Below are 22631 nucleotides of genomic sequence, written 5' to 3' on the forward strand. Positions count from 1 at the left end.
TAAACACGGTGTTAAACAGCTCTATTTCTTAGTTTCAATGTCATCGCATTGATAGCCACGATAACCGTGGACACGGACATCAGAACTGCTCCTGCGGCAGGAGCCAACGTAATCCCAATGGAGGCTAGAACACCCGCCGCTATGGGAATGGCAATAAAGTTATAACCGGCTCCCCACACGAGGTTCTGTTTCATTTTACTGGTTGTTTTATTGGCCAATTCGATAAAGGATTCAATATCGCCTGGATCCGACTGAGTCAAAATCACATCAGCGGAATCGATGGCGACTTGAGTTCCGGCACCGACTGCTATCCCAACGTCTGCTATTGCAAGGGATGGTGCATCGTTGACGCCATCGCCGACCATGATAACCGTTTGTCCATTATTTTTCAGTGATTCCACTAAATCATATTTATCTTGCGGTAATTGATTGGCTCTGTATTCAATGCCCAGTTCCTCTGCTACTCCTTGGGCAGCCGTTTCATTGTCACCTGTAGCCATAATCGGTTTTATATTGTAATGCTTCAATGCCTGTATCAGCGTTCTGCTCGTTTCTTTCAATTCATCGCCTAATGCGACCGTACCGATCGGATTCCCGTCCTCAACTAGTATACTTAATGTTGCCCCTTTGGGAACATCCACCGCTACATCTCTTCCAAGTGCCTTTTGGCTGATCAATTCGTATTTGCGGCCATTGGCGTTTCCTTCTATACCCGCACCCGACACAACATCAATCGAATCAAAGTGGACAGGCTGAATCCCTTGTTTCTCAGCGTATTGGACGATTGACTGGGCGATTGGGTGGCTGGACCCGCCTTCAATCCCTGCCATTAACGCCGCGATTTCGGCTTCGGTATGTTGACCATCCAGTGTTTCCATGTTCAAAACTTTAAATTCGCCAGTAGTCAATGTACCCGTTTTATCCAGTATCATTACATCAGCCTTAGTTGCCAGCTCCAATGCTTCGCGGTCTTTCACCAACAGCCCGCGGCTTGCACCTAAACTGGTGCTTCGTGCAATAACCAGCGGAATGGCAAGGCCGAGAGCGTGTGGACATGCAATGACTAATGTCGTAACCGTAAAAAGAACAGCGGTTTGAATGTCAGCAATGTACAGCCAAACGACAAAAGCGAGGAAAGCCGTCGCAATGGCGATATAAAACAGCCAGCCGGCTACTTTTTGAGCCAGATTTTCAGCTCTTGAAGGTTGATCCTGCGCCTGGCTTATCAGGGTTTGTACTTGGGAAATGAACGATTGGTCGCCGGTTTCCTGTACTTCAAGATATAAGATGCCTGCACCGTTCGTGGAACCGCCGATCACTTTGTCTCCGGCTCCTTTTTCAATGGGTTTAGATTCCCCCGTCAGCAAAGCTTCATTGATCCGCGAGGTGCCTCTTTTGATGATGCCATCGGCAGGGACGTTTTCTCCGGCCTGAACCCGTACAAGGTCTCCGACTTTCAGCTCATTTACGGGACGCGTCTCGATCGAATCATTTTTCAATACCACATGTGCATCTTTCGGCACCAATTCGGCGAGCGATTTTTGCGCGTCTCCTGCTTCTCCGACAGCCTTCATTTCGATCCAGTGTCCAAGGAGCATGATCAACAGCAAGGACGCGAATTCAAAGAAGAAATCCATGATGTGATCGCCGGTTACGTAGCGTACCAGCACGGCGTAAATGCTGTACAAATAGGAAACGGATATCCCTAATGAAATAAGGGCCATCATGCCCGGTGCTTTTTCCTTAAATTCAGCGATTGCACCTTGATAGAAGGGTTTTCCGCCATAAACCAATAAGATAGTTGCTAATACAGCGACAACAATGTCCGAGTAAGGGAAGGTGAATTGAAAGGGAAGCCGAACGTCCATCATCGGCGATAATAACAAAATGACAATGCCCAAGGGCAGCGACTTCAGAAAAATTTCTTTGAAGTTTCCGTGGTGGTGATGTTCATGTCCACTGTGATCATGGCTACTATGATTGTGATGGGCATGATCATTATGAATTTTGGCAGGATTGCTGTCGTCTTGAATGCCTTCTTTCACTTGGTCTTCATGGTACGAATGCCCAACATGTTTGGAATGATCCATTTTACTGTGATCTACCTGTTCGTCTTGATGGTGGTGATGGTCTTTATCATTTTTAGCCATTCAGTGCGCCTCCTCCAAACTAGTGGTTCTTATCCTATTTAACCCTATTTACATTCTTAACATTCACAAAGTTCTTGCCGAATATACCACGCGGGGGTATATTTCATTTAAAAGTAAAGAGTGCTGTGAAAGCACCCTTATACGACGTCATACCCTTGTTCTTCAATCGCTTTCTGAATTTCGTTTAATGATGTCTTGGCAGTATCATAGTCTACTGCCACTTCGCCTTTTTTAAGATCAACTGTCACAGATGAAATCCCTTCGAGTTCACCGACGCCTGTTTCAACCGAGTTTGCACAGTGGCCGCAGGACATACCTTGTACTTTTAATGTTTCAATCATTATTATTCCTCCTAAAGTAATATTTCCTTAAACTTAACATACCCATATAGGGTATATCAAGTGTTTAGTATCATTTTACTTTATCGCTGTTTCCATGACTCTAATTTAGAAGTTCACAATGACCCCCCAAAAAAACCGCACCATTGATTTTAATATTTGATTACTTGTCTATAAAATGTGCAGTTTCTATGGAGTTTCGGTATTTCTGTTTAGTTTGGAAAGGAGAGGGAAATCCAGTAAATGAAGCAAAAATAAGAAATGGAGGTTTTAACATGGCTCATGAACAACATCAGGAATTGATTCGGGCATTACATGATTGTGCAGCGGAATGTAACCATTGTTTTGACGCTTGTCTGCAGGAAGACGATGTGAAGATGCTAGCACAGTGCATTCGATTAGACCGGGAATGCGCGGACATTTGTGCATTTTTGGAACATGCCATTACTCGCAATTCACCGTTCGTTTCCGAACTGGCAGCCGTTTGCGCAACCATTTGCGAAGCTTGCGCAGAGGAATGTGAGAAGCACGCCGATCATCATGAACATTGCAGACGCTGTGCGGAAGCTTGCCGTAGATGTGCAGAAGCTTGCCGTAACGCCGCATAACCTTACTCAAAAAGGCCCGTCGGAAATATTTTCCGACGGACCTTTTCTTTTATCAAGCATCATTCTGCTTCATGGATCCATTTGTAGCCGATTCCCCAAACCGTGAGAAAATGATCATCGACCGGAAAACCGGACTGGCGGATTTTTTCCCGAACATTTCGCACATGCGAATCGATGGTCCGCCCTTCCGTCTCTGAGTCGAATCCCCAAATTAACTGGATCAGCTGCTCCCTCGTAAACACTTTGTCGGCATTCTTCATCAGGTGGCCCACCATCAGAAATTCTTTTGGCGTCAATTTGATGATATGTTTGCCGTACGTAAGTTCAAACCGGTCTTCGTCCCACACCAAACCGTCCACTTCAATGGTATTTTTCGGAGTTCTCCTGCGAAGCAGCGCCCCCATCCGGGCCAGCAACTCATCTTCATTAAACGGCTTTGTGATGTAATCATCCGCCCCGATATTCAATCCCTTAACAATATCCTCCTGTTGTTCCCGCGCCGTCAGCATAATGATTGGCACATCCGAAAATTTCCGGATTTCGCGGCACAGTTCCCAGCCATCCATTTCCGGCATCATGATATCCAGTAAGACGAGATCGAAAGGTTCCGATTCCAAATAGTCGAGGGCTTCATGAGCTCCCAGTGCTTTTTTACAGAGGTACTGATGCGGCTTCAAATATAAAGCCACTAAATCCAGCATTCGGTGTTCATCATCAACCAACAGCACTTTCTGCAAGCGAATCCCCCCTTTTCAATTCTATCAGGACGGTTGTCCCTTGTCCGTACTCACTTTGAAGCGTCATGAGACCACCGTGCGATTCGACGATTTCTTTCGCAATCGCCAGGCCAAGACCGCTTCCTCCGTACTGTCTGGATCTGGATTTATCGACCCGATACAATCGTTCAAAGACAAAAGGAAGATCTTTTTCCGGTATGCCCTCTCCTTCATCACGGATGCTTATGGTGATGGTACCTTTATCTTGGACTCCCTGTAATACCACTTGTGTTCCTTCAGGAGAATGCTTGCGGGCGTTGTCCAAGACATTCAGCAATACCTGCTGAAAACGTTCGGGATCAATGAAGGCGACAATCTCATGTTCACAATGGACAGCCAATGAAATCTGTTTCTCGTCAAAAGCTGGCCGAACCAAGGCAACGACGGATGCAAAAAGCATCTCCAGTGAAAATCCCTCTTTTTGAATGGCGAACTGGTTATGATCTATCTGAGCCAGCTCAAACAGCTGCCGGATCAATTCCGTCAAATGGGCCGTCTCTTCCCGGATGATGCCAATGTATTCCTTTTTCTCTTCCTCGGATGCATCCGGCCGGCTCGCGATATCGGCATATCCTTTGATATAGGTCAACGGCGTCCGCAACTCGTGCGAAATACTCGCCAAAAATTCATTCCGCTCATTTTTTAAATGTTCCAAGTCACTGGATAGGGCAGTGATGGCGTTCGCCAGCTCTCCCAACTCATCGTTTCGGCCAATATTCAGGCTGACCTCGTGGTGCCCTTCGCTTAACTGTTCCGTCGCTTCTTTCATCCGAATCAACGGCAACGTAATCAATCGGGATAGCAGAAAAATTGTGATGACGGTCAACCCGACAGCAATCAGGCCAACAATCAGGAATTGGTTTCGCAAATGACTGACCATCCCTTTGATATGATTGGTTTCCGCAAACATGAACACGTGGCCTCTATGTTCTCCTTCAATGGTGATTGGGCTGTCCGTCGCAATAAACTCTTTTTTGTCCCATCGCTCTTCCACGACCTTCCCTCCCTGCAGAACCTCATCAAAATCGGTGTGTTCCAACACTTCCCTCATTTCAGGTTCAATCAGATCGGAATGGGTCAATTCGTTGCCATCTGCATCCGTGATGATGACGATGAAATCGGAGGCCGATTCCATCAACGCCACATGGTTCAATGTCGCCGGTTCAAAACTGTCTTCCAATACTTCGCTGTGGGTGTTCCCTCTTGCAAGCAGGTTGGTCATGACTTCATCCACCCGTTCATTGACAAAAGTAACGTACAGGGTTAGAAACAAAACCGATTCAATGATGATAATAAACACAAAAAACAGCAAACCTATTTTCAATGCAAGCCTGTTTAACATGGCATCCCTCTTTAAGTCGATTGGTTAGCAGCAATCAAGACAAAGACTGCTGCCGAAAGCTGTTGGATTCGGTTCGTCTTTCAAACGGCTAGCTGGTTTCTACTTGGTTTTCCCCTCTTCCAGCAGCGTTTTCCAGGTCTGTAATCCGTCTTCCGACAAGTAGGCATTTCCTTCAAATGTGTAGATCGCCAGTTCCATTCCATCCATCGGGTTTTGTGCAATAAAAGCGATGGCATCTTGTGAAAGGTCCGGTGTATCCACCGGCTCGAGTTCTTCATTTTCCATAGTATACTTCACCAGAGCCGCCGCTGTCCCGTAGCTTCCGAAATACAACTGGTCTTCGGTGAAATGCACCGCTGTGCCTGTTTCATTTCCGGCTGTAATCGCTTCAAAAACTTCGCCGCCATCCTGCGAGAAATAAACCCCTGCAGCCGTAGCCGCAGCGACGAAGTTCGAATCAGTCGGGTGAAGGGCGAGCGCAGTCACTTCCCCATTCAACCCTTCAGCCTTCACAGGTTCCCACGATTCTCCTTTATCGTTACTTTTGTAAAATCCGGCTTCCAGCAAAGAGTTTTTTGCCGGATTGAGCAGGAAGATATCGTGACTGTTGTACCCTACCGCCATCGCATGAAAGTCCGTTTCTCCTTGGAATGCAATCTCTTCCAAAGTTTCGCCGTCATCTATACTTCGCTGAATCCCAAGTGGATTGGGCAAATCTGAATCTGCACTCGGGTGTCCTGAAGAATAGAAGCCCTCATCTACGGCGTTAAAGCCCATATAATCGTAAAAATTATCCGCTGTTTCAAACCACTCGCCATCGCGGTAAATTTTTGGCCCAGTATGTGATGCAAAATACAGTCCGTTCTCTTCTCCTGCATAACCCATCCCATGGACATGGTTCAGTTCCCCTTCAAACGGCACTTCAAATGAATCCGTTGTATCATTGCTGCAGCCGGCCAGTAAAAGTAAAGCCGACAGTACCGCTATGCCCATTCTCTTTTTCTTCATGTAGATGCCCTCCGAATATGTCAATTTTCTATACTTTCCATAAGTATCAACCTCTTATAGCTTAACGAAAAAGTTTCGACTTTTTGTGCAGATATCTTGATTTCAAACAGGTAATTCATACCCTTTACTAATTGCCCTAAAAGAACAGACCTTCCAATCAGTCCGGTGTAGGACCTTTACCTGATTTTTGTTTATATTTTCTACACCTGACATTGCTTTTCTTGTGGTTTAGTCCACTTTAAAGAAATGTCTTTTTCTCGTTTTTTCCTTGCATCAATTTTCAAAATACGTGGCTCGCACTATTCTGGGGAACTCAGTTGTATCAGCTCGGTTTGATCTGTTCCATATAACTCGCAATATCCTCTTCGGACATTTCACCCGTAATGATTTTCTCGATTTTTCCCTCTTGATTGACCAACAATGTAGTGGGCAATGGACGAATATTATAGGCTTCCATAACACTTTTGTCCTTATCGATAACAATCGGGAACGTTAAATTTCGCTGTTCAGCAAATTGTCTCACTTCATAATCGGATTGCGCAATATTGACAGCGAGTATCTCTACACCTTGGTCCTTGTATACTTGGTACTGCTTTTCCATCAGCGGGAACTCTTTTTCGCACGGTTTGCACCAAGTACCCCAAAAGTTCACGAACACCCCCTGCCCTTTGTACTCAGACAGCTGATGCTGTTCCCCATTCAAATCCGTCAAAGCAAAATCGGGTGCCCAATCTCCAACTTGCAGCAATTCGTTTTTCTCTTTGGTTAATTCGTTGTAGATAGTAAATGCAATAGCGACGACCAGAATGAACAAAATACTTGTCCTCATAATCAAGCGATTTCTCTTTTTATCCTTTTTAGCAGCCATACAATGTCACGTCCTTCCTAGATGCTGGGTTGAGTCCATTAAAACCCTGTAAATCCACCCGTAAATTGCGATAAAAAAGCGATGATTTCTGTCAGCATGTCAAAGTAAAGCAAAACGCCCATCAGAATCATTAATGCTCCTCCTATTGACATGAAAAGAGCGCTCTTCTTCTTCAAGAAAGTCATTTTCTCAATAAAAAACGACATTAAGAGAAAAGGAATTGAAAATCCCAGAACGTAAAACAGCATATAGAGTAAGCCACTGTCCGGATCCGCTACTCCGAGTGCAATAACTCCTGCAAGTATGGGACCGGTACACGGTGTCCATCCAGCTGCAAAGCCAATGCCGATCAGAACAGAACCCGCGTATCCGGAGGGCCTTTTCTGGAACTGTAATTTCTTATCCGACAGCAGGAAGTCGAATTTCAGAATACCGGTTAGGACTAAGCCAAAAAACACCATCAAAATAGCGCCCAATTGACGTAGAAGAACTTGATATTCCAAGAAGAAGTTTCCGATAAGCGAAGTCGACAAGCCCAACGCTAAAAAAATGATGGAGAAACCTATTAAAAATAGAACCGTATGAATCAAAGCCGTGCTCCTCATCATTCCCTTGCCCGTCTTTAACTCATTGACTGAAACTCCGGTAATGTAGGATAAAAAAGCCGGATACAAAGGAAGGGAGCATGGAGAGATAAATGATAAAAGCCCTGCGCCAAACGCAAGATACAAACTAATTTCCGCCACTTGTAGACCTCCTATTACAGTAAGTTGAATCCTCTTCTTTATCATTTTTGTATCCCTTAGGAATCAAATGAAATTTTCTATATAAGACTCGGGGAATTTCAAGGTATGTAAAATTAAATACAGCCCCTCTCTTAACTTCTACTTCCCCGTGCTTGCTTAACCGTTCCAGAAAACGTTAGCCACTTCAGCTTATCGATTATGTCTTGATTTTCTGTGCAGTTTCTTCTATTAAATTGTGAACTTCTCCTATCGGTTCACGAACTTGCCACAATCCCGCGATTAAAACCGTTAAAAACAAAAATGTCATGGTTCCTGCACAGAATATGCAAAGTTAACGGGTAAGGTACTTACAGACAACTGTAGAAAGAAGGAGATTTACATGCCGAAAAACAAATGGATGATGGGGACGCTGTCGCTTGTGGCAGCCGTCACGCTAAGTGCCTGCAATACAGGCGATGACATGAGCGACGAATCGATGGACATGGATAATGCCAGCGAAGAAAATATGAATGAAGATTCCGGCCATATGAACATGGACCATTCGGGTTCAGGAGAAATCCCGGATGGTTTGCAGGAAGCGGAAAACCCAACCTATGAAGTCGGAAGCCAGGCCATTATTGAAACGGACCATATGGAGGGCATGAAAGGTGCCGAAGCAACAATTGTCGGAGCCTTTGATACAACCGCTTATGCCTTGACCTACACGCCGACTGACGGAGGCGAGCCGGTTGAAAACCACAAATGGGTCATTCATGAAGAACTGGAAAATCCAGGTGACGCACCATTGGAACCGGGCGATGAAGCGGCCATTGCCGCTGATCATATGGAAGGAATGGACGGCGCAACGGCTACCATTGATTCTGTAGAAGAAACGACCGTCTATATGGTTGATTTCGTCCCGACTACTGGAGGCGAGGAAGTCACTAATCATAAATGGGTCACTGAAAGTGAACTGTCACCTGAATAATAACGGCAAAACCCGGGATCTTGTCAACAAGATCCCGGGTTTTTATTTGTGCTGGCTCATGCAAGATTCGACTTCTTTTATGTTACGAAAAGATTAAGTTTTCTCAATCAGGCTCTCCGTATCATTTCTGCACATATTTTCAACATTTTTGTAATAGAATAAACCAAATTTAAATAGTTTTAGAGAGGTCACCGAATCTATGAAAATAAATCAACTTTTAAACGAATCCGGTCTGATCTCACGATTAGATTCCAGAATATTAGAATTAGACATCAAGGGGATTGCCGATAACTCAAGCGATGTGGCAAAAGGTTTTGTGTTTGTTGCTATTAAAGGATTTGAAATTGATGGTCACGGGTTTATTGACCAGGCAATTGAAAAAGGGGCAGCCCTTGTCATCGGAGAACAAGGAATTACCCGGTTAGGTGTCCCTTATTTACAAGTGGAAAATAGCCGGAAAGCGCTTGGCATCCTGGCCAGGAATTTTTATGGCCGTCCATCTGACCAGAAAATAATGATTGGAATTACGGGCACCAACGGAAAAACGACGACGAGCTATATGCTCCAGCACTTTCTGGAAAGCAACGGTATGAGTTGTTCTGTCATCGGTACCAACCAAAATATTATCAATGGCGAAAAAATGAAAAGCTCGAACACCACACCAAATTCACTCGCTCTCCATAAACTGTTGACCCTCAGTCAGGATGAGGTCGTCATTATGGAAGTTTCTTCTCATGGACTGGCCCAGTATCGGTTAGAAGGCATTGAATTTGATTACGGCTTGTTCCTCAATCTTCACCATGAACACCTGGATTATCACAGTTCCATAGAAGAGTATTTTCAGGCGAAGCTTACAATGTTCAATCAGATGAAAGAACATGGGATTGCTGTAGTGAATACAGATAATGAGTGGGGACGAAAGCTCTGTGGAATCCTGCAAACAAAGGGAAAACCGATTTATGCAATTGGCACATCCACTGAATGCAACCTGCGTGTTGCAAAATTTCATTCACTGTCCTCCACTATGCGGGTGATTGAAAGTAACGAAACGTATCAAATGGTCGCTGCGATGACCGGAATGCACAATATGTATAACACCTTAATGGCCTACGGAACATCATTGTTGCTGGGTATCCCCAAAGAAAAGCTCTTAAACTCCATTCACCATTTCAAGGGAGTCGATGGACGCTTTGAGATCACGAAACTGGCCAAGGGCTCGATCGTTATTGTGGATTATGCCCATACTCCGGATGCCATCTCTTACTGCCTGGAAACTGCAAAATCACAAGGGGCCCAACGAATAACCCATATTTTCGGCTTTCGTGGAAATCGAGATGCCAGCAAGAGAAAGCACATGCTATCCATATCTGCTGAAATGAGTGACCGCTACATTTTAACGTTGGACGACCTGAACAATGTTTCTCCAGGAGATATGCTGGAAGTTTTAAACCAACTAAATGAAACATACGGCAACTCAAAAGGCAGCATCGTTCCAGACCGTACACTCGCCATTCAGCAAGCAATCCATGAAAGCAAGGAAGGCGACTGGATTGTGATTACCGGTAAAGGACACGAGAAATACCAGCAAACCTTTCATTTACCGACTGATTCGGACCGGGAAACCGTCAATTATATAATAAAGCAGAACTAAAATAATCACTCAGGAGGGAGTAGTTATGAAAAAACTAAGTGTTGTTTCAACCATTTTAATCATGATCAACACTTTAATCGTTTCGTCCGTTTTCAGTAAAACTGATGACCCTTCCCTGCCAAACGTATCCAGTGAAGCAGCTATTGTCATGGAAGCAACGACTGGAGAAATCCTCTATGAAAAAAATGCACAGTCGCAGATGTATCCTGCCAGCCTAACAAAAATTGCCACAGCCATTTATGCAATTGAAAACAGAAAATTAAATGATGTTGTAACCATCAGTAAAAAAGCACGCAATACGGAAGGCACCCGTGTTTATTTGGAAGAGGGAGAACAAGTGACTTTAGAAAAACTGTTGCTGGGCCTCTTAGTCAACTCTGGAAATGATGCCGGCGTCGCCATTGCTGAACACATCAGCGGCAGCGTTGAGTTATTTTCTGCTGATATGAATTTATATTTAGAAGATGTAATTGGCCTGCGGAATACGAACTTCGAAAATCCCCACGGTCTTTTTGATCCCGAGCATGTTACGACAGCCGAAGATTTAGCGAAGTTAACCCGATATGCGATGAAGAACGATGAATTCATGAAAATATTTGGAACAAAAGAACTGCCCTGGAACGGTGAATCCTGGGATACCACGCTTTATACCCACCACAAACTATTAAGGGAAAAACCTTATGAAGGCGTTACGGGTGGTAAAACCGGGTTTGTGCCAGAAGCAGGCGTCACGCTGGCCACGACAGCCAAAAGAGAAAACCTGAATTTAATTGTCGTCACCTTAAAAAGCGACACAGAGGCAGAAGCTTATGCTGACACTGTTCAACTTTTGGATTTTGGATTTGAAAATTTTGAAACAGTGAGCATTCCGAAAGAAAGCAGCTTTTTTGCCGGTGATTTTGAATACATTACGCCAAGCGTATTTTTTTATACACATCAAGCAGATGAACAAGTGACGATTGCTGTAAAAGAAGATGAGAAATTGAGGATTACTAATCAGAACGGCGCTCTTTTGTCTTCTTATCAGTTCCCCGTTGTCAGTGCTTCTGAGACAAACCTTCCTTCTAATCCTGAAGACGTTCGCCCATTTTTCCCACCTGGGATTTCAAGTTCAATCTATTTGTTCCTCCTCGTCGTTGGCTTATCAGGCTTAGTGTATTACCGAGTTCGAAAAAAACAATTATAGAACTCACTTCCCTATCCTAAAATTGCGCTCAGTTGAAATTTTATATACCATCATTTTTTAAAACATCGCAGGAGGCGGATCATACCATAAACACTCAATTCCCCGTTTTCGAATTTCTGCTGCTGCTCTTTTTCAACATAAGCATGGGTGCAGTCGGCTTTTTCCCAAGCTTTCTGCTCACGGCTCTCAATATCAGTTCTTTAGGGTTAACCATAGGCATCATCCTCTCTTTGTCGGGGGAGATTTTTGGCGCAATCATCGGATTTTACCTATATCGATATGGGTTTTCAAAAATTAATCCAAAGTGGTTAAAGCGGCCGTTCTGGAGGTACATCCAGAGTTCTTCAATAAGCCGCGTCTTCTGCGCAATCCTTTTGCTGCGCTTAATTCCTTTTGTCCCATCAGGTCTGGTGACAGCAGGAGCATCCTTGACGCCCATTCCAGGTGGCTTTTTCATGATTGCCAGCACCATCGGTAAAATTCCGGCCGTTTCTCTTGAAGTGGCTGTTGTTTGTGGCCTTGTAGAATCCATACCTCCCGGTTATCAGTACGGCTTATTTATTTTGATCTTTCTATCGTTTCTGCTGATCTGGGCAAAGAACAAAAGAAAAATTCTTTGTAATTTTACCCACTGTTTGAGAAAACTACGATAAACACTTCCTCTTTTTCATAAATGAAAATCAAAGAAATGAAAGTACAGCCCCATAAATTGTTTTTAAATTACATTTTTATTTATGCATAAAATCTGCACATAAAAACTTTACAATACGGAGGTTCGAAAAAATCAAACGCTGAATGGAGCAACAAATTATGTGTGGATTTACTGGATTTATCGGCGAAACGAGCAATTCGTCAGCCGTTTTGGAACAAATGATGAACACCATCATACACCGTGGACCTGATTCCTTTGGTATGTTTATTGATAACAAAACTGCTTTAGGCTTTCGCCGCCTCAGTATTATCGATTTAGAGGCAGACAGTCAGCCCCTTTACAATGAAGATGAATCATACGTATTGATTTTCAATGGTGAAATCTATAACTTTATGCAACTTCGCGAAGAACTTATTGCCAAAGGACATGTTTTTATTACACACACAGACAGTGAAGTGCTCATTCATGGATATGAAGAGTTCGGGGAGAGACTGATAGAGAAGTTGCGTGGAATGTTTGCTTTTGTCATCTGGGACCGTAAAGCGGAAAAGTTATTTGCCGCGCGTGATATGTTCGGCATCAAACCTTTTTATTATGCACAAATGAACGGAACCCTTTTGTTCGGCTCTGAGATTAAGAGTTTCCTGCCACATCCCCACTTTACTAAAAAAATAAATAAAGAAGCGTTAAAGCCGTAGCTCACCTTTCAATTTCCAGTATTGAATGAAACGTTCTTTAAAGATGTCTTTAAATTACCTGCTGCTCATTATCTAACTTATCAAAACGGTGAAATGAACGTTCAGCGCTATTGGTCACCTGAGTTTGTCCCTGTTGACCAACAACCGCTGGATAAAATAGTGGATGAGATTGATCAAGTGGTCAGAGAATCCGTACAGGCGCATCGAATAAGTGATGTCAAGGTCGGTTCCTTTTTATCCAGTGGCGTAGATTCCAGTTATGTCGCGTCCATTTTAAAACCTGATAAGACGTTTACAGTTGGTTTCAGCGACAAAAATTTCTCGGAAATCGACAACGCAAAAGCATTGTCTGATGAGCTTGGCATTGAGAATGTAAATGAAATACTGGATTCCGAAAAATGCTTCGATAAGTTGGAAGAGATCCAGTACATGATGGATGAACCCCATTCCAATCCTTCTATTGTTCCGTTATATTTCTTGGCTGAAATGGCCAGCCGTGATGTGACAGTAGTTCTTTCCGGTGAGGGAGCAGACGAATTGTTCGGAGGTTACACAGAATACGACACCACATCCTCCATGAAAAAATACAAGAAACTTCCGAAGTTGATGCGTAAACCACTCGGCATGATAGCCCAACAGCTGCCTGAGGTAAGAGGGAAGAATTTCTTAATAAAAGGCGGACTTTCCCCTGAAGAATGGTTTATTGGCCAAGCAAAAATATTTGAAGAAAAAGAAGCTCACGGCATTTTAACAAAGGAATATAACCAGGCTCCATCCGTAAAAGAAATTGTAAAGCCTTATTACGACATGGTAAAACAAGAAGATGATGTGACAAAAATGCAACACCTGGATTTACACCTTTGGTTAGTAGATGATATTTTATTGAAAGCAGACAAAATGAGCATGGCCCACTCCATTGAACTTCGTGTTCCTTTCTTGGACCGGGAAGTGATGAATGTAGCTGCTAAAGTGCCGGTCAAGTACCGGGTAAATGATATCGACACGAAGTATGCTTTCCGTTTGGCAGCGGGGCGAGCTTTGCCTGAAGAATCTGCGAACCGCAAAAAAATCGGATTTCCCGTCCCTATCCGCCATTGGTTACGGGAAGAACGGTATTATGTGAAGGTCCAAACCTATTTTGAAAGTGCAAATGCTGCCCTTTTCTTTGATCAACAAGAAATAATGGCTCTATTAAATGACCACTATCAAAACAAAGCGAATAATGCCCGGAAAATATGGACGATTTTCATGTTCTTGGTCTGGTATAAAAAATACTTCGATTGATCGGCTGTCGCACCCTTACTCATTAATGGAGGTGTTCATTTGAAAACATCCCATAAGTTCCTGCGGTTCTTATTCCTGTTCATCTTTTCTTTTGTAATTATCGGATTCAGTCCGCTGGCACTGAGTACGTCCATTAAAAAATTCATGGCCGAGGGCTTTGAGTTGAACAAGCCTCAGCCCAATGGCTCTGCGGGAAACTTTTTATTGAAGAATTCCAGAAACGGCCAGCTGCTGGATAACTATCGAATGTACATCGTCGATGCCAGTACAAGCACATTGGTCGATGCTGTAAAATCCGGTGAAACCGGTGAAATGAACGCGGAAGAATTGGTGGACGGAAAAGAATATCGGCTAAAAATCGTAGCTGCTGATGAAGATTCAGGCGCTTTCAAGGTAGCAGAAGAAGAACTCTATGTCCATGAAACGGTAAGCTCTCCGGTTGTCATAGAGACATACGTTGAACGTGAAGCGAATCGCATCGGTATTCCGACGGTGCGACAAAATCCGGAACTTCCCAATGGTTGTGAAATCACCACTTTGACAGCCGTTCTCACCTATCACGGCATCAAAACCTCAAAAACGAAACTGGCCGATGACTACTTGCCTAAAGAATCTTTCGAATTTCAGGAAGGGAAACGGATAGGACCTGATCCCCATCAGGCTTATGCCGGGAATCCCCGAAATGCAAACGAAGGCTGGTATGCTTTTGCCGGTCCAATCGTTGAAGCGTCCAAAAAAATCATTGATGACAAAGGAAGCCGGTTAATCACTGAAAATGTCAGCGGAAGTTCGCGTGAGGAAATTCTTTCTTATATGGATCGCAATATTCCCGTAATTGTCTGGGTCACACTCGATTTGTCGCCGCCTGTCACTTCCGGTGGCTGGTATGTTGGTGGAACTGCTGAGTTCCACTCTTCATTCATTAATCTGCATACAGTCGTGTTGGACGGTTGGAAAGATGGGGAAGTCACTGTTATGGACCCCCTTAAAGGACTTGTCACCCATCCGGAAGATAAATTTTTTGAGAGTTACGAAGCACTTGGAAGCCAGGCGGTTCTTGTCAAAAGGTAATTCCCCTCTTACGGACTGCAGTAATACTCTACTTTTTCATTTCGTATTACCAAAGCTGCCAATATAGTAACGCCCTGAGTGAAATGAAATTCCAGACAAATAAAAAGTATGGCGGAGCCTATTTGGCCGCCATACTTTTTACTTGTTTCTGGTTCAAAATCACTTTTGCTTATTCTCTCATTTTCTTTAAAGGCTTTGTTGCGGGTCCTTCCACTACATCACCGTTATAGGAAAAGCGAGATCCGTGACATGGGCAGTCCCACGTGCGTTCCGCGTTGTTCCAATGTGTCTGACATCCCATATGAGTACAAGTGGCATCCACGACATGGAAATCACCTTGTTCATCGCGGTAAGCGCCGGCCCGCTGTTCGTTATAATTGATGACTTTCCCTTCATCTATTTGCAAGTCCGTGAACTGCCCGGCTGGTTTTTCCGCTTTGTCTTCCGCAAACATTTTACCAACATGAAAACTCTCTTTAGTGAGCTTTTTCATGCCCGGCTCCTTAATCGGCCGTAAAGGAGAAAACGTCTCCTCGTACTTTGAACCTCTCCCACTGATCAAGTTTGTTAATAACTGGCCGGCTAAAATACCCGAACTCATCCCCTATTTGCGGTATCCGGTCGCCACAAACACATTCTCCATTTCTGTTGAATATCTGCCGATATACGGTATCTGATCGAGAGTAGCTGGGTCCTGAGCTGACCAGCGATAAGGGACTTTTTTGACTCCAAACGTCTGATTCACAAACTGATACAGCTGATTATAGCTTTCTTCTGTATTCTGTTTGTGTCCCACATAATGACCATAGCCCCCTGCCAAAACCAGTTCCTTGCCCTCTAACTGAATGGAGCGTAGGGAATGGGCAGGTTGGCCGGCGTTGACATACATGCCACCCGGATATTCCTTGTCTGTTTCTGCCGCAATGCTGTATGACCGGTTAGGACTCAAGCGTGCATAGTAAAACCCTTCTTTATCATAAAAAGGATAGTGGGAACAGACAACCAAGTAATCTCCTTCCACTCTTCGGCCTTCCCTTGTGACGGCGACCGGACGCTTATTCGATTCAATATCGTCTACCCTTGTGTTTTCAAAAACCCTGCCACCTTTTGCAACAATTTCTTCAACCAGGGGTTTAAGAAACTTAACCGGATTGAACTGTGCCTGATGATTCATGACAACTGCCCCCAGATTGTGGACGTCAAGAGGAATGTTATCTATGAATCCACCATCAATACCTATCTTTCGATAAGCTTCCGCTTCTTCTTTAACTTTCTCCTGTTGCTTTTCATCTTCGGCAAAAACATACGCTTTTTCTTCAGAAAAATCACAGTCAATTCCTTTTTCAGTGATTAAGTTTTTGACATATGAAATAGCTGCCTCATTTGCCTCATAATAAGAATTCGCTGTCTTGCTACCCTCGTTTTGAAGCAGGTAGTCGTAAATGAGACCGTGCTGCGAAGTTAACTTTGCCGTCGTAAAACCTGTTGTTCCACTTAAAAGACGTCTTGCTTCAACTAAAGTAACGCGGTATCCCTCGATGGCCAGCAGATAAGCTGTCATAATGCCCGAAATTCCCCCGCCTATAATGACGACATCCGTTTCACAGTTTTCCTCTAGCGAAGGAAAGGTCGGGAATTCCACTGAATCAAGCCAGTAAGATTCTGAACGATCAGGGATGTTAAGCGCCCTGTTTTTACTCATCAAGATTCCTTCTTTCAAGCATAGGAACAGAAAACTTTAACTTTGAGAATTTATTGATTTGTAAACACCTTATTGAGACGAGCGTTAATAACAGAGACAGCAAACAGAACTTTGTATCTCTTGTTACCGCAATAAATATGATTCTGTTTACGGCTAGTACTTGCTAGCCTTTTCAATTTTTAAGACTTCTTCTTAAAATTTAGCGCTTAATTTTATCTACCCGTCATTTTCTGGCATAAACTGATGGGTCGTATCCAAACTGGGTAAAGTGGATTTTACTTGTCTATTCTGCAAGCCATTTACATTTATAAAGCATTTATTCCCGAAAGAAATTATGCATTTTCTATGGAGTTTATGAGGAAAAGGGAAGGGTAGAAGTTTATATAGCAACAAAACAATAACCATACGAAAGGATGTTTTTTTATGTTATTACCATCTACAGATACCGGGTTACTCACGTCACATCTAGAAGCACATGATGGACTCATTTCAACAGTTAAAATGCACTTGAAGGAAGTAGAAAACCCATTTCTTCACCATTTACTTAGTGTAAAACTAAAGACCATGCAAAGTCATGTATCTGTGATGTTGGAAATGATTGATCCAGATAAAAACGACTTTTCAGAAGTGCCACCATTGGAAGAACTCTCAAACAGTACAAGCAGCGAGGAGAAAAAACAGAAAGCAGCCACCGAGATGGAAATTCATTTAGCACTTCAAGCAAAAGCCACTACACAATCAATGGCGATGGATAACTTTATTTCTGCTTTAAAAATGAAAAATCCCGAAGTCAAAACGGCGCATGTGGAGATGGCACTTCAACAAATGCAACTATTGAAAGAAGTAACTACGTTTTTAAAAGAAAATGAAGCCGAAGTCACACCCTTCAGCAATCCCGACGAGCAACGAAAAGTGTTAGAACATTTTAGACATATGAGACGTGAATAATAGTTTGAAAAACTAATTCCATAATGTCTTCCTTTAGAAAGGAAACCAGGAACCTTTTAAAACTCAGCTAAATACCCGAGTGGCAACTTCTGTATTGCAGCATTGCATTCTAGAGTTCTCAACAATTGAAATAGGGCACACATTATGTGTGCCTTTGTTTTTTGAGGGAGGGTTCCGGAAAGGAGAAAATTGATGAAAGAGAACTTGCTGACGGACCAGCCTTTTCAACCGCAAACAGATAAAGAACGGCTAAAGATTATTATCGTTTTAGCGATACCAGCAGTAATAGAAAATTTCTTTCAGACGTTACTGGGTTTTGTGGATACTTATTTTGTTTCCCAAATCAGTTTGGCGGCCGTTTCAGCAGTTGGGATCACCAATGCAGTCCTTGCCATTTACTTTGCCCTGTTTATGGCGATCGGAGTCGCAGCCAATGTCCGAATTGCGAACTTCCTTGGTGCGAACCAACCCGAAAAGGCCAGGCACATCTCGCAGCAGTCCATTATTCTGGCAATCATCTTTGGGATTCTCACCGGTTTAGCTACATGGTTCTTTGCAGAACCACTGTTACGGCTGATGGGCATCGAAGAAGAAGTCCTGGAATTGGGATCACTGTATTTCCGGATTGTAGGTATTCCTTCAGTCATCATGTCTTTAATGTTTGTAATGAGTGCAATTCTAAGAGGAGCTGGCGACACCAAAACGCCGATGATGATAAGTATAGTTATCAACGGCATCAATGCTGTGCTTGATTATGTTTTGATATTCGGTTTTTTATTCATTCCTGAACTTGGAATTGTCGGTGCCGCCATAGCCACCGTGGTTTCCCGTTTAATAGGCAGCTTAGCCCTTTTCTATTATGTAAACAAAGAAAAAGTACTGGCATTCAGAAAACACTATTGGCAGCTGGATAAGGGGCATTTACTGGAGCTTTCCACACTTGGTGCACCTGCAGCCGGAGAACGTTTGGTCATGCGGGCCGGCCAGATTGTCTACTTCGGTTTCGTCGTAGCCCTTGGAACCAATGCCTTTGCGGCTCACCAAATTGCCGGCAACGTTGAAGTATTTTCCTATATGATTGGGTATGGCTTTGCTACCGCAGCAACAATCCTGGTAGGCCAACAGATTGGCGCCGGTAATTTGGCAGAAGCCAGAAAGTATGCAAAACTTTCCACCCAAGTAACCGTGGTGTTCATGACGCTCTTGGGCGCAGTCTTGTTCTTCTTTGGAGACTGGGCCGCCTCTTTCTTTACAGAAGATCCGGAAGTAATCAGCGATATTGGGACTGCATTGAAAATTTCAGGTGTTTTCCAACCTTTTCTTGCGGTTTTGATGGTTTTGACCGGCGCATTTCAAGGAGCGAACAACACAAAATTCCCGATGTATTTGACCGCTTTTGGTATGTGGGCTATCCGTACACTGCTTGTCTACCTGTTAGGAATACAGTTGGAATGGGGATTGGCTGGTGTCTGGATTGCAATAGGAATTGATATCGCTTTTCGTGCGGTGGTGTTAGTAATCCAATTTCGACGCGATAAATGGATGGCGCTCGAGAAAGCGCCGGAGCCAGAAGCTCAGTGTCATCCACAAACAACTAAAGAAAATATGTCGACAAATGCCAACAATTACTAATACACAAGAAGGAGGAAATTTATTATGAAACATGATCAACATGAACATCACGCAATGGATGAGAGTCTTCCTAAGGTCCAAGTAAACACCGCTTACAATTCCGGAATAGTGACAGTTGAAGTTCGGGATGCTGACAATAATGCAGTAACGTTAACCGAAACCCATGAAAAAAGAATGCACCTGGTTATTGTCAGTGCGGATTTAGAGACTTTCCTGCATGTCCATCCCATCGAAAATGCTTCTGGAGATTTCGAAGTGGAGGTAGAACTGCCTCCGGGTCGTTACCTTGCTTTCGCGGATATCACCCCGGTAGGAATGACTTACGTTATCGAGCCAATTACGATAACAGTTGGCAAAGTCACTGAAACTCCTAGCATCGATTGGGAGATGCTTGCGGAAAGGGATAGTGCTACAAAAGAAGTCGAGGGTAAAACCGTTACGTTTCACCATCCAAAGCTGACTGCCGGAAAATCAGCTGCTCTATCTTTTGATTTAAACGGCGAAACTCCTTTGCCTTACTTAGGGGCATTAGGCCATGTAGTTGTGCTGGATGAACAAGGAGAAAAATTTATCCATGTCCATCCAGTATCAGAAGATAAACCCGTATTTGAAGCTCAGTTCCCTTCACCTGGTTTTTATAAACTATGGGTTGAATTCAAATTCTCAGACGCGGGCGTTCTCGCTTTTCCATTTGTCATGAAAGTCGCTGATAGAAATTAACTTGCAAGAAAGAGCATAAATTAATTCGGTATCACTTTGGACATTAACCTAAAAACATAAAACTAAAAAACGCCTTGCATTGAAAAAAAGTATGAAAATACCAAAATTCTATGCAAGGCGTTTTTCTGTATAGCTTCAAAAAAGGGTCAAAAAAAGGTACTGAAACAACTCTATCCTGAGAAAGAAATCCAATGTCATCCAGATGAAGCGCAACGGCAACTATACAAGTGCGGAAATTATGGAAATTTACCAAATCACAAATAGATTGCAAATCGAAACCTAAATGTCACGTAACTAGGCAGGCAAAACGTACCGGATGGTGAGGTCTCTTTTGCTAACCGGCATCCCAGATGGTGATGTTTGGATGGCGTCCACCTCAAATAAGCAAATTTCAAAAAAAGCGAGCTTCCAATATAGGGAACTCACTTATATCATCTATTTTTATGCTACGTCATAGCCTTGTTCCTCAACAACTTCTTTCATATTCTCTGAGGAAACTTTTGATTCGTCATAGGTAACTTTCACTTTACCAGAGTTTAGATCTACCTCTGCAGCAGATACTCCTTCTAAACCTTTTAGCGCGCCTTCTACTGATATTTTGCAGTGGCCACAAGTCATTCCCCTAACATCTAAAGTTTTGGTTTGCATGTTTTCTCACCTCCTTTTTGAAGATTTAAAACCGGCTATTTCAATTGACATTTATTTAATGACTTGAGCAAAATGTTCAGTCAAACGAACCAGATTAGATACAAATCCATATTCGCTGTCGTACCAAGAAACAGTTTTAACAAGCTGCTTATCCCCATTTTCAACGATATCAGTTAATGTGGCATCAAAAATACCTCCGGCTGAAGTTCCAACAACGTCTGAGGACACAATTAGCTTTTCAGAGTATTCAAACGAGGGACTCGCAGCTTCTTTCATGGCTTCATTCACTTCTTCAATTGTTACTTTTCTTTCTAAGTTTGTATAAAACTCCACTATTGCCCCACCTAAAAGTGGTACTCTCACTGCCGTTCCGTCAATAATTCCGGTTAATTCAGGAATGACTCTTCCGACAGCTTTTGCTGCTCCAGTAGAAGTCGGAATTGCATTCATCGCTCCTGCCCGTCCGCGTCTCATATCCGTATTAGGGCTATCATGTAATTTTTGCGAAGGTGTATAGGCTTTAATTGTAGTCATATAACCAGTTATAATTCCAAAGTTATCATGTAATACTTTCGCAACTGGAGCTAAATCATTAGTTGTACAAGAAGCTGAAGAAATGATCATGTCGTCTTTTGTAACAATGCTCTCATTAACACCGTAAACAATCATCTTCGTTTCCTGATCTGCTGGAGCAGTTATAATTACTCTTTTAGCACCTGCGTCAAGATGTGCCTGAGCCTTATCAGCCGTTTTATAAATACCGGTTGCTTCTAACACGATATCAATTTGCAACTCATTCCACGGGAGATCTTTTGCATCAGCTTCTTGGTAGAATTTAATTTCCTTCTCACCAACAACCAAGACATTTTCATGTACCTGAACATCATGCTTTAATCGCCCATAAGTTGTATCAAATTCTAATAAATAAGCTAAGTTTTCAATATTAGCTAAATCATTAACAGCAACCAGTTCCAGTTCCGAATTTGTATCTACTAATCTTCTTAATGTTGTTCTTCCTACACGTCCAAACCCATTAATAGCTAATCTAGTGGTCATTTATTTTCCTCCTCTAATATAGATTCAGACATCTTTTAGCTCGAATAAACAGGTAGCCCGATTCTACTAAGTTATTACAAGTATTGCACGACTTTCATTTCATATCTTTCTATTCCTACTTAGAAAACTCCTTCATTCCGTAAATTAATTCTTTAATTGTTTTATTTCCTGCTTTTCACTGAATAACGTTACTTATCCAGCGAATGATAAGTCGTTCTGCTGGGGTGAATCCTACATTTGAATTGCAGCTTAAATTGATATATCCACACAATTGCGAAACTGTATTTTAAAGTACAACAATAGAGAAAAGGGAGAGTAGATGCTATTCCAAGCGCATCTTCCGTCCCTTCCTCTTTGTGCAGCTTCCGATAAATTCATGATATGTAAACCTACATCTAAATGAACCCGTTGATAAATTCTTCTGTGTTTATCGCACCCTTTCCATAGAGTTTTAATATGTAAATCACAACATTTAAACATCCATTTGAATATTTGATTGACAATCTAACTAAATATTTATACACTTACATTAATCAAACGTTCGTTTGAACGTTTAACTATTAGAAAGGTATTGATTGTC

The 22631-nt window shown here is 42.9% G+C and carries 20 protein-coding genes and 1 pseudogene; 10 read left to right on the forward strand and 11 right to left on the reverse strand.

Annotation, left to right across the window (positions count from 1 at the left end; genetic code table 11):
• Window positions 1-11: 11 nt before the first annotated feature.
• Entirely contained in the window at window positions 12-2150 is a 2139-nt protein-coding gene (locus tag BBI15_RS15185; protein ID WP_068870843.1) for a heavy metal translocating P-type ATPase, read from the reverse strand.
• Between the two features lie 137 nt (window positions 2151-2287).
• Complete coding sequence (copZ, locus tag BBI15_RS15190; RefSeq protein WP_029336157.1) at window positions 2288-2491, reverse strand: copper chaperone CopZ; 204 nt, start codon at window positions 2489-2491, stop codon at window positions 2288-2290.
• Window positions 2492-2763: 272 nt separating this feature from the next.
• Here copZ (BBI15_RS15190) and BBI15_RS16325 point away from each other — a divergent pair, with 272 nt between their 5' ends.
• Window positions 2764-3096 (forward strand): four-helix bundle copper-binding protein, encoded by a 333-nt coding sequence (locus BBI15_RS16325; RefSeq protein WP_084632964.1) that lies wholly within the window; start codon window positions 2764-2766, stop codon window positions 3094-3096.
• A 59-nt stretch (window positions 3097-3155) separates the two neighbouring features.
• On the opposite strand, the gene BBI15_RS15195 is transcribed toward BBI15_RS16325, so the two are convergent.
• The 5 genes from BBI15_RS15195 to BBI15_RS15215 form a co-directional block, all read right to left on the reverse strand.
• Window positions 3156-3833, reverse strand: a complete 678-nt coding sequence (locus tag BBI15_RS15195) for a response regulator transcription factor (protein WP_068870845.1) — start codon at window positions 3831-3833, stop codon at window positions 3156-3158.
• Window positions 3811-5214 carry a sensor histidine kinase gene (locus BBI15_RS15200; protein WP_068870847.1) on the reverse strand — a complete coding sequence of 468 codons (1404 nt, stop codon included), beginning with the start codon at window positions 5212-5214 and terminating at the stop codon, window positions 3811-3813. Before BBI15_RS15200 ends, BBI15_RS15195 begins: the two co-directional genes overlap by 23 nt.
• 99 nt (window positions 5215-5313) lie before the next feature.
• Complete coding sequence (locus BBI15_RS15205; RefSeq protein WP_068870848.1) at window positions 5314-6222, reverse strand: F510_1955 family glycosylhydrolase; 909 nt, start codon at window positions 6220-6222, stop codon at window positions 5314-5316.
• Between the two features lie 322 nt (window positions 6223-6544).
• Complete coding sequence (resA, locus tag BBI15_RS15210; protein WP_068870850.1) at window positions 6545-7090, reverse strand: thiol-disulfide oxidoreductase ResA; 546 nt, start codon at window positions 7088-7090, stop codon at window positions 6545-6547.
• A 38-nt stretch (window positions 7091-7128) separates the two neighbouring features.
• Entirely contained in the window at window positions 7129-7836 is a 708-nt protein-coding gene (locus BBI15_RS15215) for a cytochrome c biogenesis CcdA family protein (protein ID WP_068872625.1), read from the reverse strand.
• A gap of 379 nt (window positions 7837-8215) precedes the next feature.
• On the opposite strand from BBI15_RS15215, the gene BBI15_RS15220 reads away from it, so the two are divergent.
• The 6 genes and pseudogenes from BBI15_RS15220 to BBI15_RS15245 all read left to right on the forward strand — a co-directional run bounded on the left by BBI15_RS15220 (window position 8216) and on the right by BBI15_RS15245 (window position 15345).
• Window positions 8216-8803, forward strand: coding sequence for a YdhK family protein (locus tag BBI15_RS15220; protein WP_068870852.1), 588 nt, complete (start codon window positions 8216-8218; stop codon window positions 8801-8803).
• A 199-nt stretch (window positions 8804-9002) separates the two neighbouring features.
• Window positions 9003-10454: a UDP-N-acetylmuramoyl-L-alanyl-D-glutamate--2,6-diaminopimelate ligase gene (locus tag BBI15_RS15225; RefSeq protein ID WP_068870854.1), complete on the forward strand. Its 1452-nt coding sequence runs from the start codon at window positions 9003-9005 to the stop codon at window positions 10452-10454.
• A 25-nt stretch (window positions 10455-10479) separates the two neighbouring features.
• Window positions 10480-11640, forward strand: a complete 1161-nt coding sequence (locus tag BBI15_RS15230; RefSeq protein ID WP_068870856.1) for a D-alanyl-D-alanine carboxypeptidase family protein — start codon at window positions 10480-10482, stop codon at window positions 11638-11640.
• A 32-nt stretch (window positions 11641-11672) separates the two neighbouring features.
• Window positions 11673-12293, forward strand: coding sequence for a TVP38/TMEM64 family protein (locus BBI15_RS15235; RefSeq protein WP_237150885.1), 621 nt, complete (start codon window positions 11673-11675; stop codon window positions 12291-12293).
• 157 nt (window positions 12294-12450) lie between these two features.
• Window positions 12451-14274, forward strand: a pseudogene (gene asnB, locus BBI15_RS15240) (asparagine synthase (glutamine-hydrolyzing)).
• Between the two features lie 39 nt (window positions 14275-14313).
• Window positions 14314-15345, forward strand: a complete 1032-nt coding sequence (locus tag BBI15_RS15245; RefSeq protein ID WP_068870860.1) for a C39 family peptidase — start codon at window positions 14314-14316, stop codon at window positions 15343-15345.
• A gap of 169 nt (window positions 15346-15514) precedes the next feature.
• On the opposite strand, the gene BBI15_RS16330 is transcribed toward BBI15_RS15245, so the two are convergent.
• A complete protein-coding gene (locus BBI15_RS16330; RefSeq protein WP_167358045.1) occupies window positions 15515-15838 on the reverse strand; it encodes a Rieske (2Fe-2S) protein in 324 nt (107 codons plus the stop codon).
• 111 nt (window positions 15839-15949) lie between these two features.
• Window positions 15950-17047, reverse strand: a complete 1098-nt coding sequence (locus tag BBI15_RS15250; protein ID WP_084632967.1) for an NAD(P)/FAD-dependent oxidoreductase — start codon at window positions 17045-17047, stop codon at window positions 15950-15952.
• Between the two features lie 423 nt (window positions 17048-17470).
• On the opposite strand from BBI15_RS15250, the gene BBI15_RS15255 reads away from it, so the two are divergent.
• The 3 genes from BBI15_RS15255 (at window position 17471) to BBI15_RS15265 (ending at window position 20347) form a co-directional block, all read left to right on the forward strand.
• Window positions 17471-17995: a hypothetical protein gene (locus BBI15_RS15255; RefSeq protein ID WP_068870862.1), complete on the forward strand. Its 525-nt coding sequence runs from the start codon at window positions 17471-17473 to the stop codon at window positions 17993-17995.
• Between the two features lie 192 nt (window positions 17996-18187).
• A complete protein-coding gene (locus BBI15_RS15260) occupies window positions 18188-19627 on the forward strand; it encodes an MATE family efflux transporter (RefSeq protein WP_068870863.1) in 1440 nt (479 codons plus the stop codon).
• Between the two features lie 24 nt (window positions 19628-19651).
• Entirely contained in the window at window positions 19652-20347 is a 696-nt protein-coding gene (locus BBI15_RS15265; protein WP_068870865.1) for a hypothetical protein, read from the forward strand.
• Window positions 20348-20788: 441 nt separating this feature from the next.
• Here the strand turns inward: BBI15_RS15265 and copZ (BBI15_RS15270) are convergent, their stop codons facing one another.
• Together copZ (BBI15_RS15270) and gap are read right to left on the reverse strand one after the other, a co-directional pair.
• Window positions 20789-20995, reverse strand: a complete 207-nt coding sequence (gene copZ, locus BBI15_RS15270) for a copper chaperone CopZ (RefSeq protein ID WP_068870867.1) — start codon at window positions 20993-20995, stop codon at window positions 20789-20791.
• A gap of 51 nt (window positions 20996-21046) precedes the next feature.
• Window positions 21047-22051: a type I glyceraldehyde-3-phosphate dehydrogenase gene (gene gap, locus BBI15_RS15275; protein ID WP_068870869.1), complete on the reverse strand. Its 1005-nt coding sequence runs from the start codon at window positions 22049-22051 to the stop codon at window positions 21047-21049.
• Window positions 22052-22631: the final 580 nt, after the last annotated feature.

Origin of the sequence: Planococcus plakortidis, from assembly GCF_001687605.2 — a bacterium.
Lineage (GTDB): Bacteria > Bacillota > Bacilli > Bacillales_A > Planococcaceae > Planococcus > Planococcus plakortidis.

Excerpts from the sequence above, each read along its gene's own strand:
- BBI15_RS15225 (WP_068870854.1), top strand. The coding sequence starts at position 9,003 with ATGAAAATAAATCAACTTTTAAACGAATCCGGTCTGATCTCACGATTA.
- BBI15_RS16325 (WP_084632964.1), top strand. The coding sequence starts at position 2,764 with ATGGCTCATGAACAACATCAGGAATTGATTCGGGCATTACATGATTGT.
- BBI15_RS15230 (WP_068870856.1), top strand. The coding sequence starts at position 10,480 with ATGAAAAAACTAAGTGTTGTTTCAACCATTTTAATCATGATCAACACT.
- copZ (WP_068870867.1), bottom strand. The coding sequence starts at position 20,995 with ATGCAAACCAAAACTTTAGATGTTAGGGGAATGACTTGTGGCCACTGC.
- BBI15_RS15220 (WP_068870852.1), top strand. The coding sequence starts at position 8,216 with ATGCCGAAAAACAAATGGATGATGGGGACGCTGTCGCTTGTGGCAGCC.
- BBI15_RS15200 (WP_068870847.1), bottom strand. The coding sequence starts at position 5,214 with ATGTTAAACAGGCTTGCATTGAAAATAGGTTTGCTGTTTTTTGTGTTT.
- BBI15_RS15250 (WP_084632967.1), bottom strand. The coding sequence starts at position 17,047 with ATGAGTAAAAACAGGGCGCTTAACATCCCTGATCGTTCAGAATCTTAC.
- BBI15_RS15260 (WP_068870863.1), top strand. The coding sequence starts at position 18,188 with ATGAAAGAGAACTTGCTGACGGACCAGCCTTTTCAACCGCAAACAGAT.
- gap (WP_068870869.1), bottom strand. The coding sequence starts at position 22,051 with ATGACCACTAGATTAGCTATTAATGGGTTTGGACGTGTAGGAAGAACA.
- BBI15_RS15255 (WP_068870862.1), top strand. The coding sequence starts at position 17,471 with ATGTTATTACCATCTACAGATACCGGGTTACTCACGTCACATCTAGAA.
- BBI15_RS15205 (WP_068870848.1), bottom strand. The coding sequence starts at position 6,222 with ATGAAGAAAAAGAGAATGGGCATAGCGGTACTGTCGGCTTTACTTTTA.
- resA (WP_068870850.1), bottom strand. The coding sequence starts at position 7,090 with ATGGCTGCTAAAAAGGATAAAAAGAGAAATCGCTTGATTATGAGGACA.
- copZ (WP_029336157.1), bottom strand. The coding sequence starts at position 2,491 with ATGATTGAAACATTAAAAGTACAAGGTATGTCCTGCGGCCACTGTGCA.
- BBI15_RS15265 (WP_068870865.1), top strand. The coding sequence starts at position 19,652 with ATGAAACATGATCAACATGAACATCACGCAATGGATGAGAGTCTTCCT.
- BBI15_RS15185 (WP_068870843.1), bottom strand. The coding sequence starts at position 2,150 with ATGGCTAAAAATGATAAAGACCATCACCACCATCAAGACGAACAGGTA.
- BBI15_RS16330 (WP_167358045.1), bottom strand. The coding sequence starts at position 15,838 with ATGAAAAAGCTCACTAAAGAGAGTTTTCATGTTGGTAAAATGTTTGCG.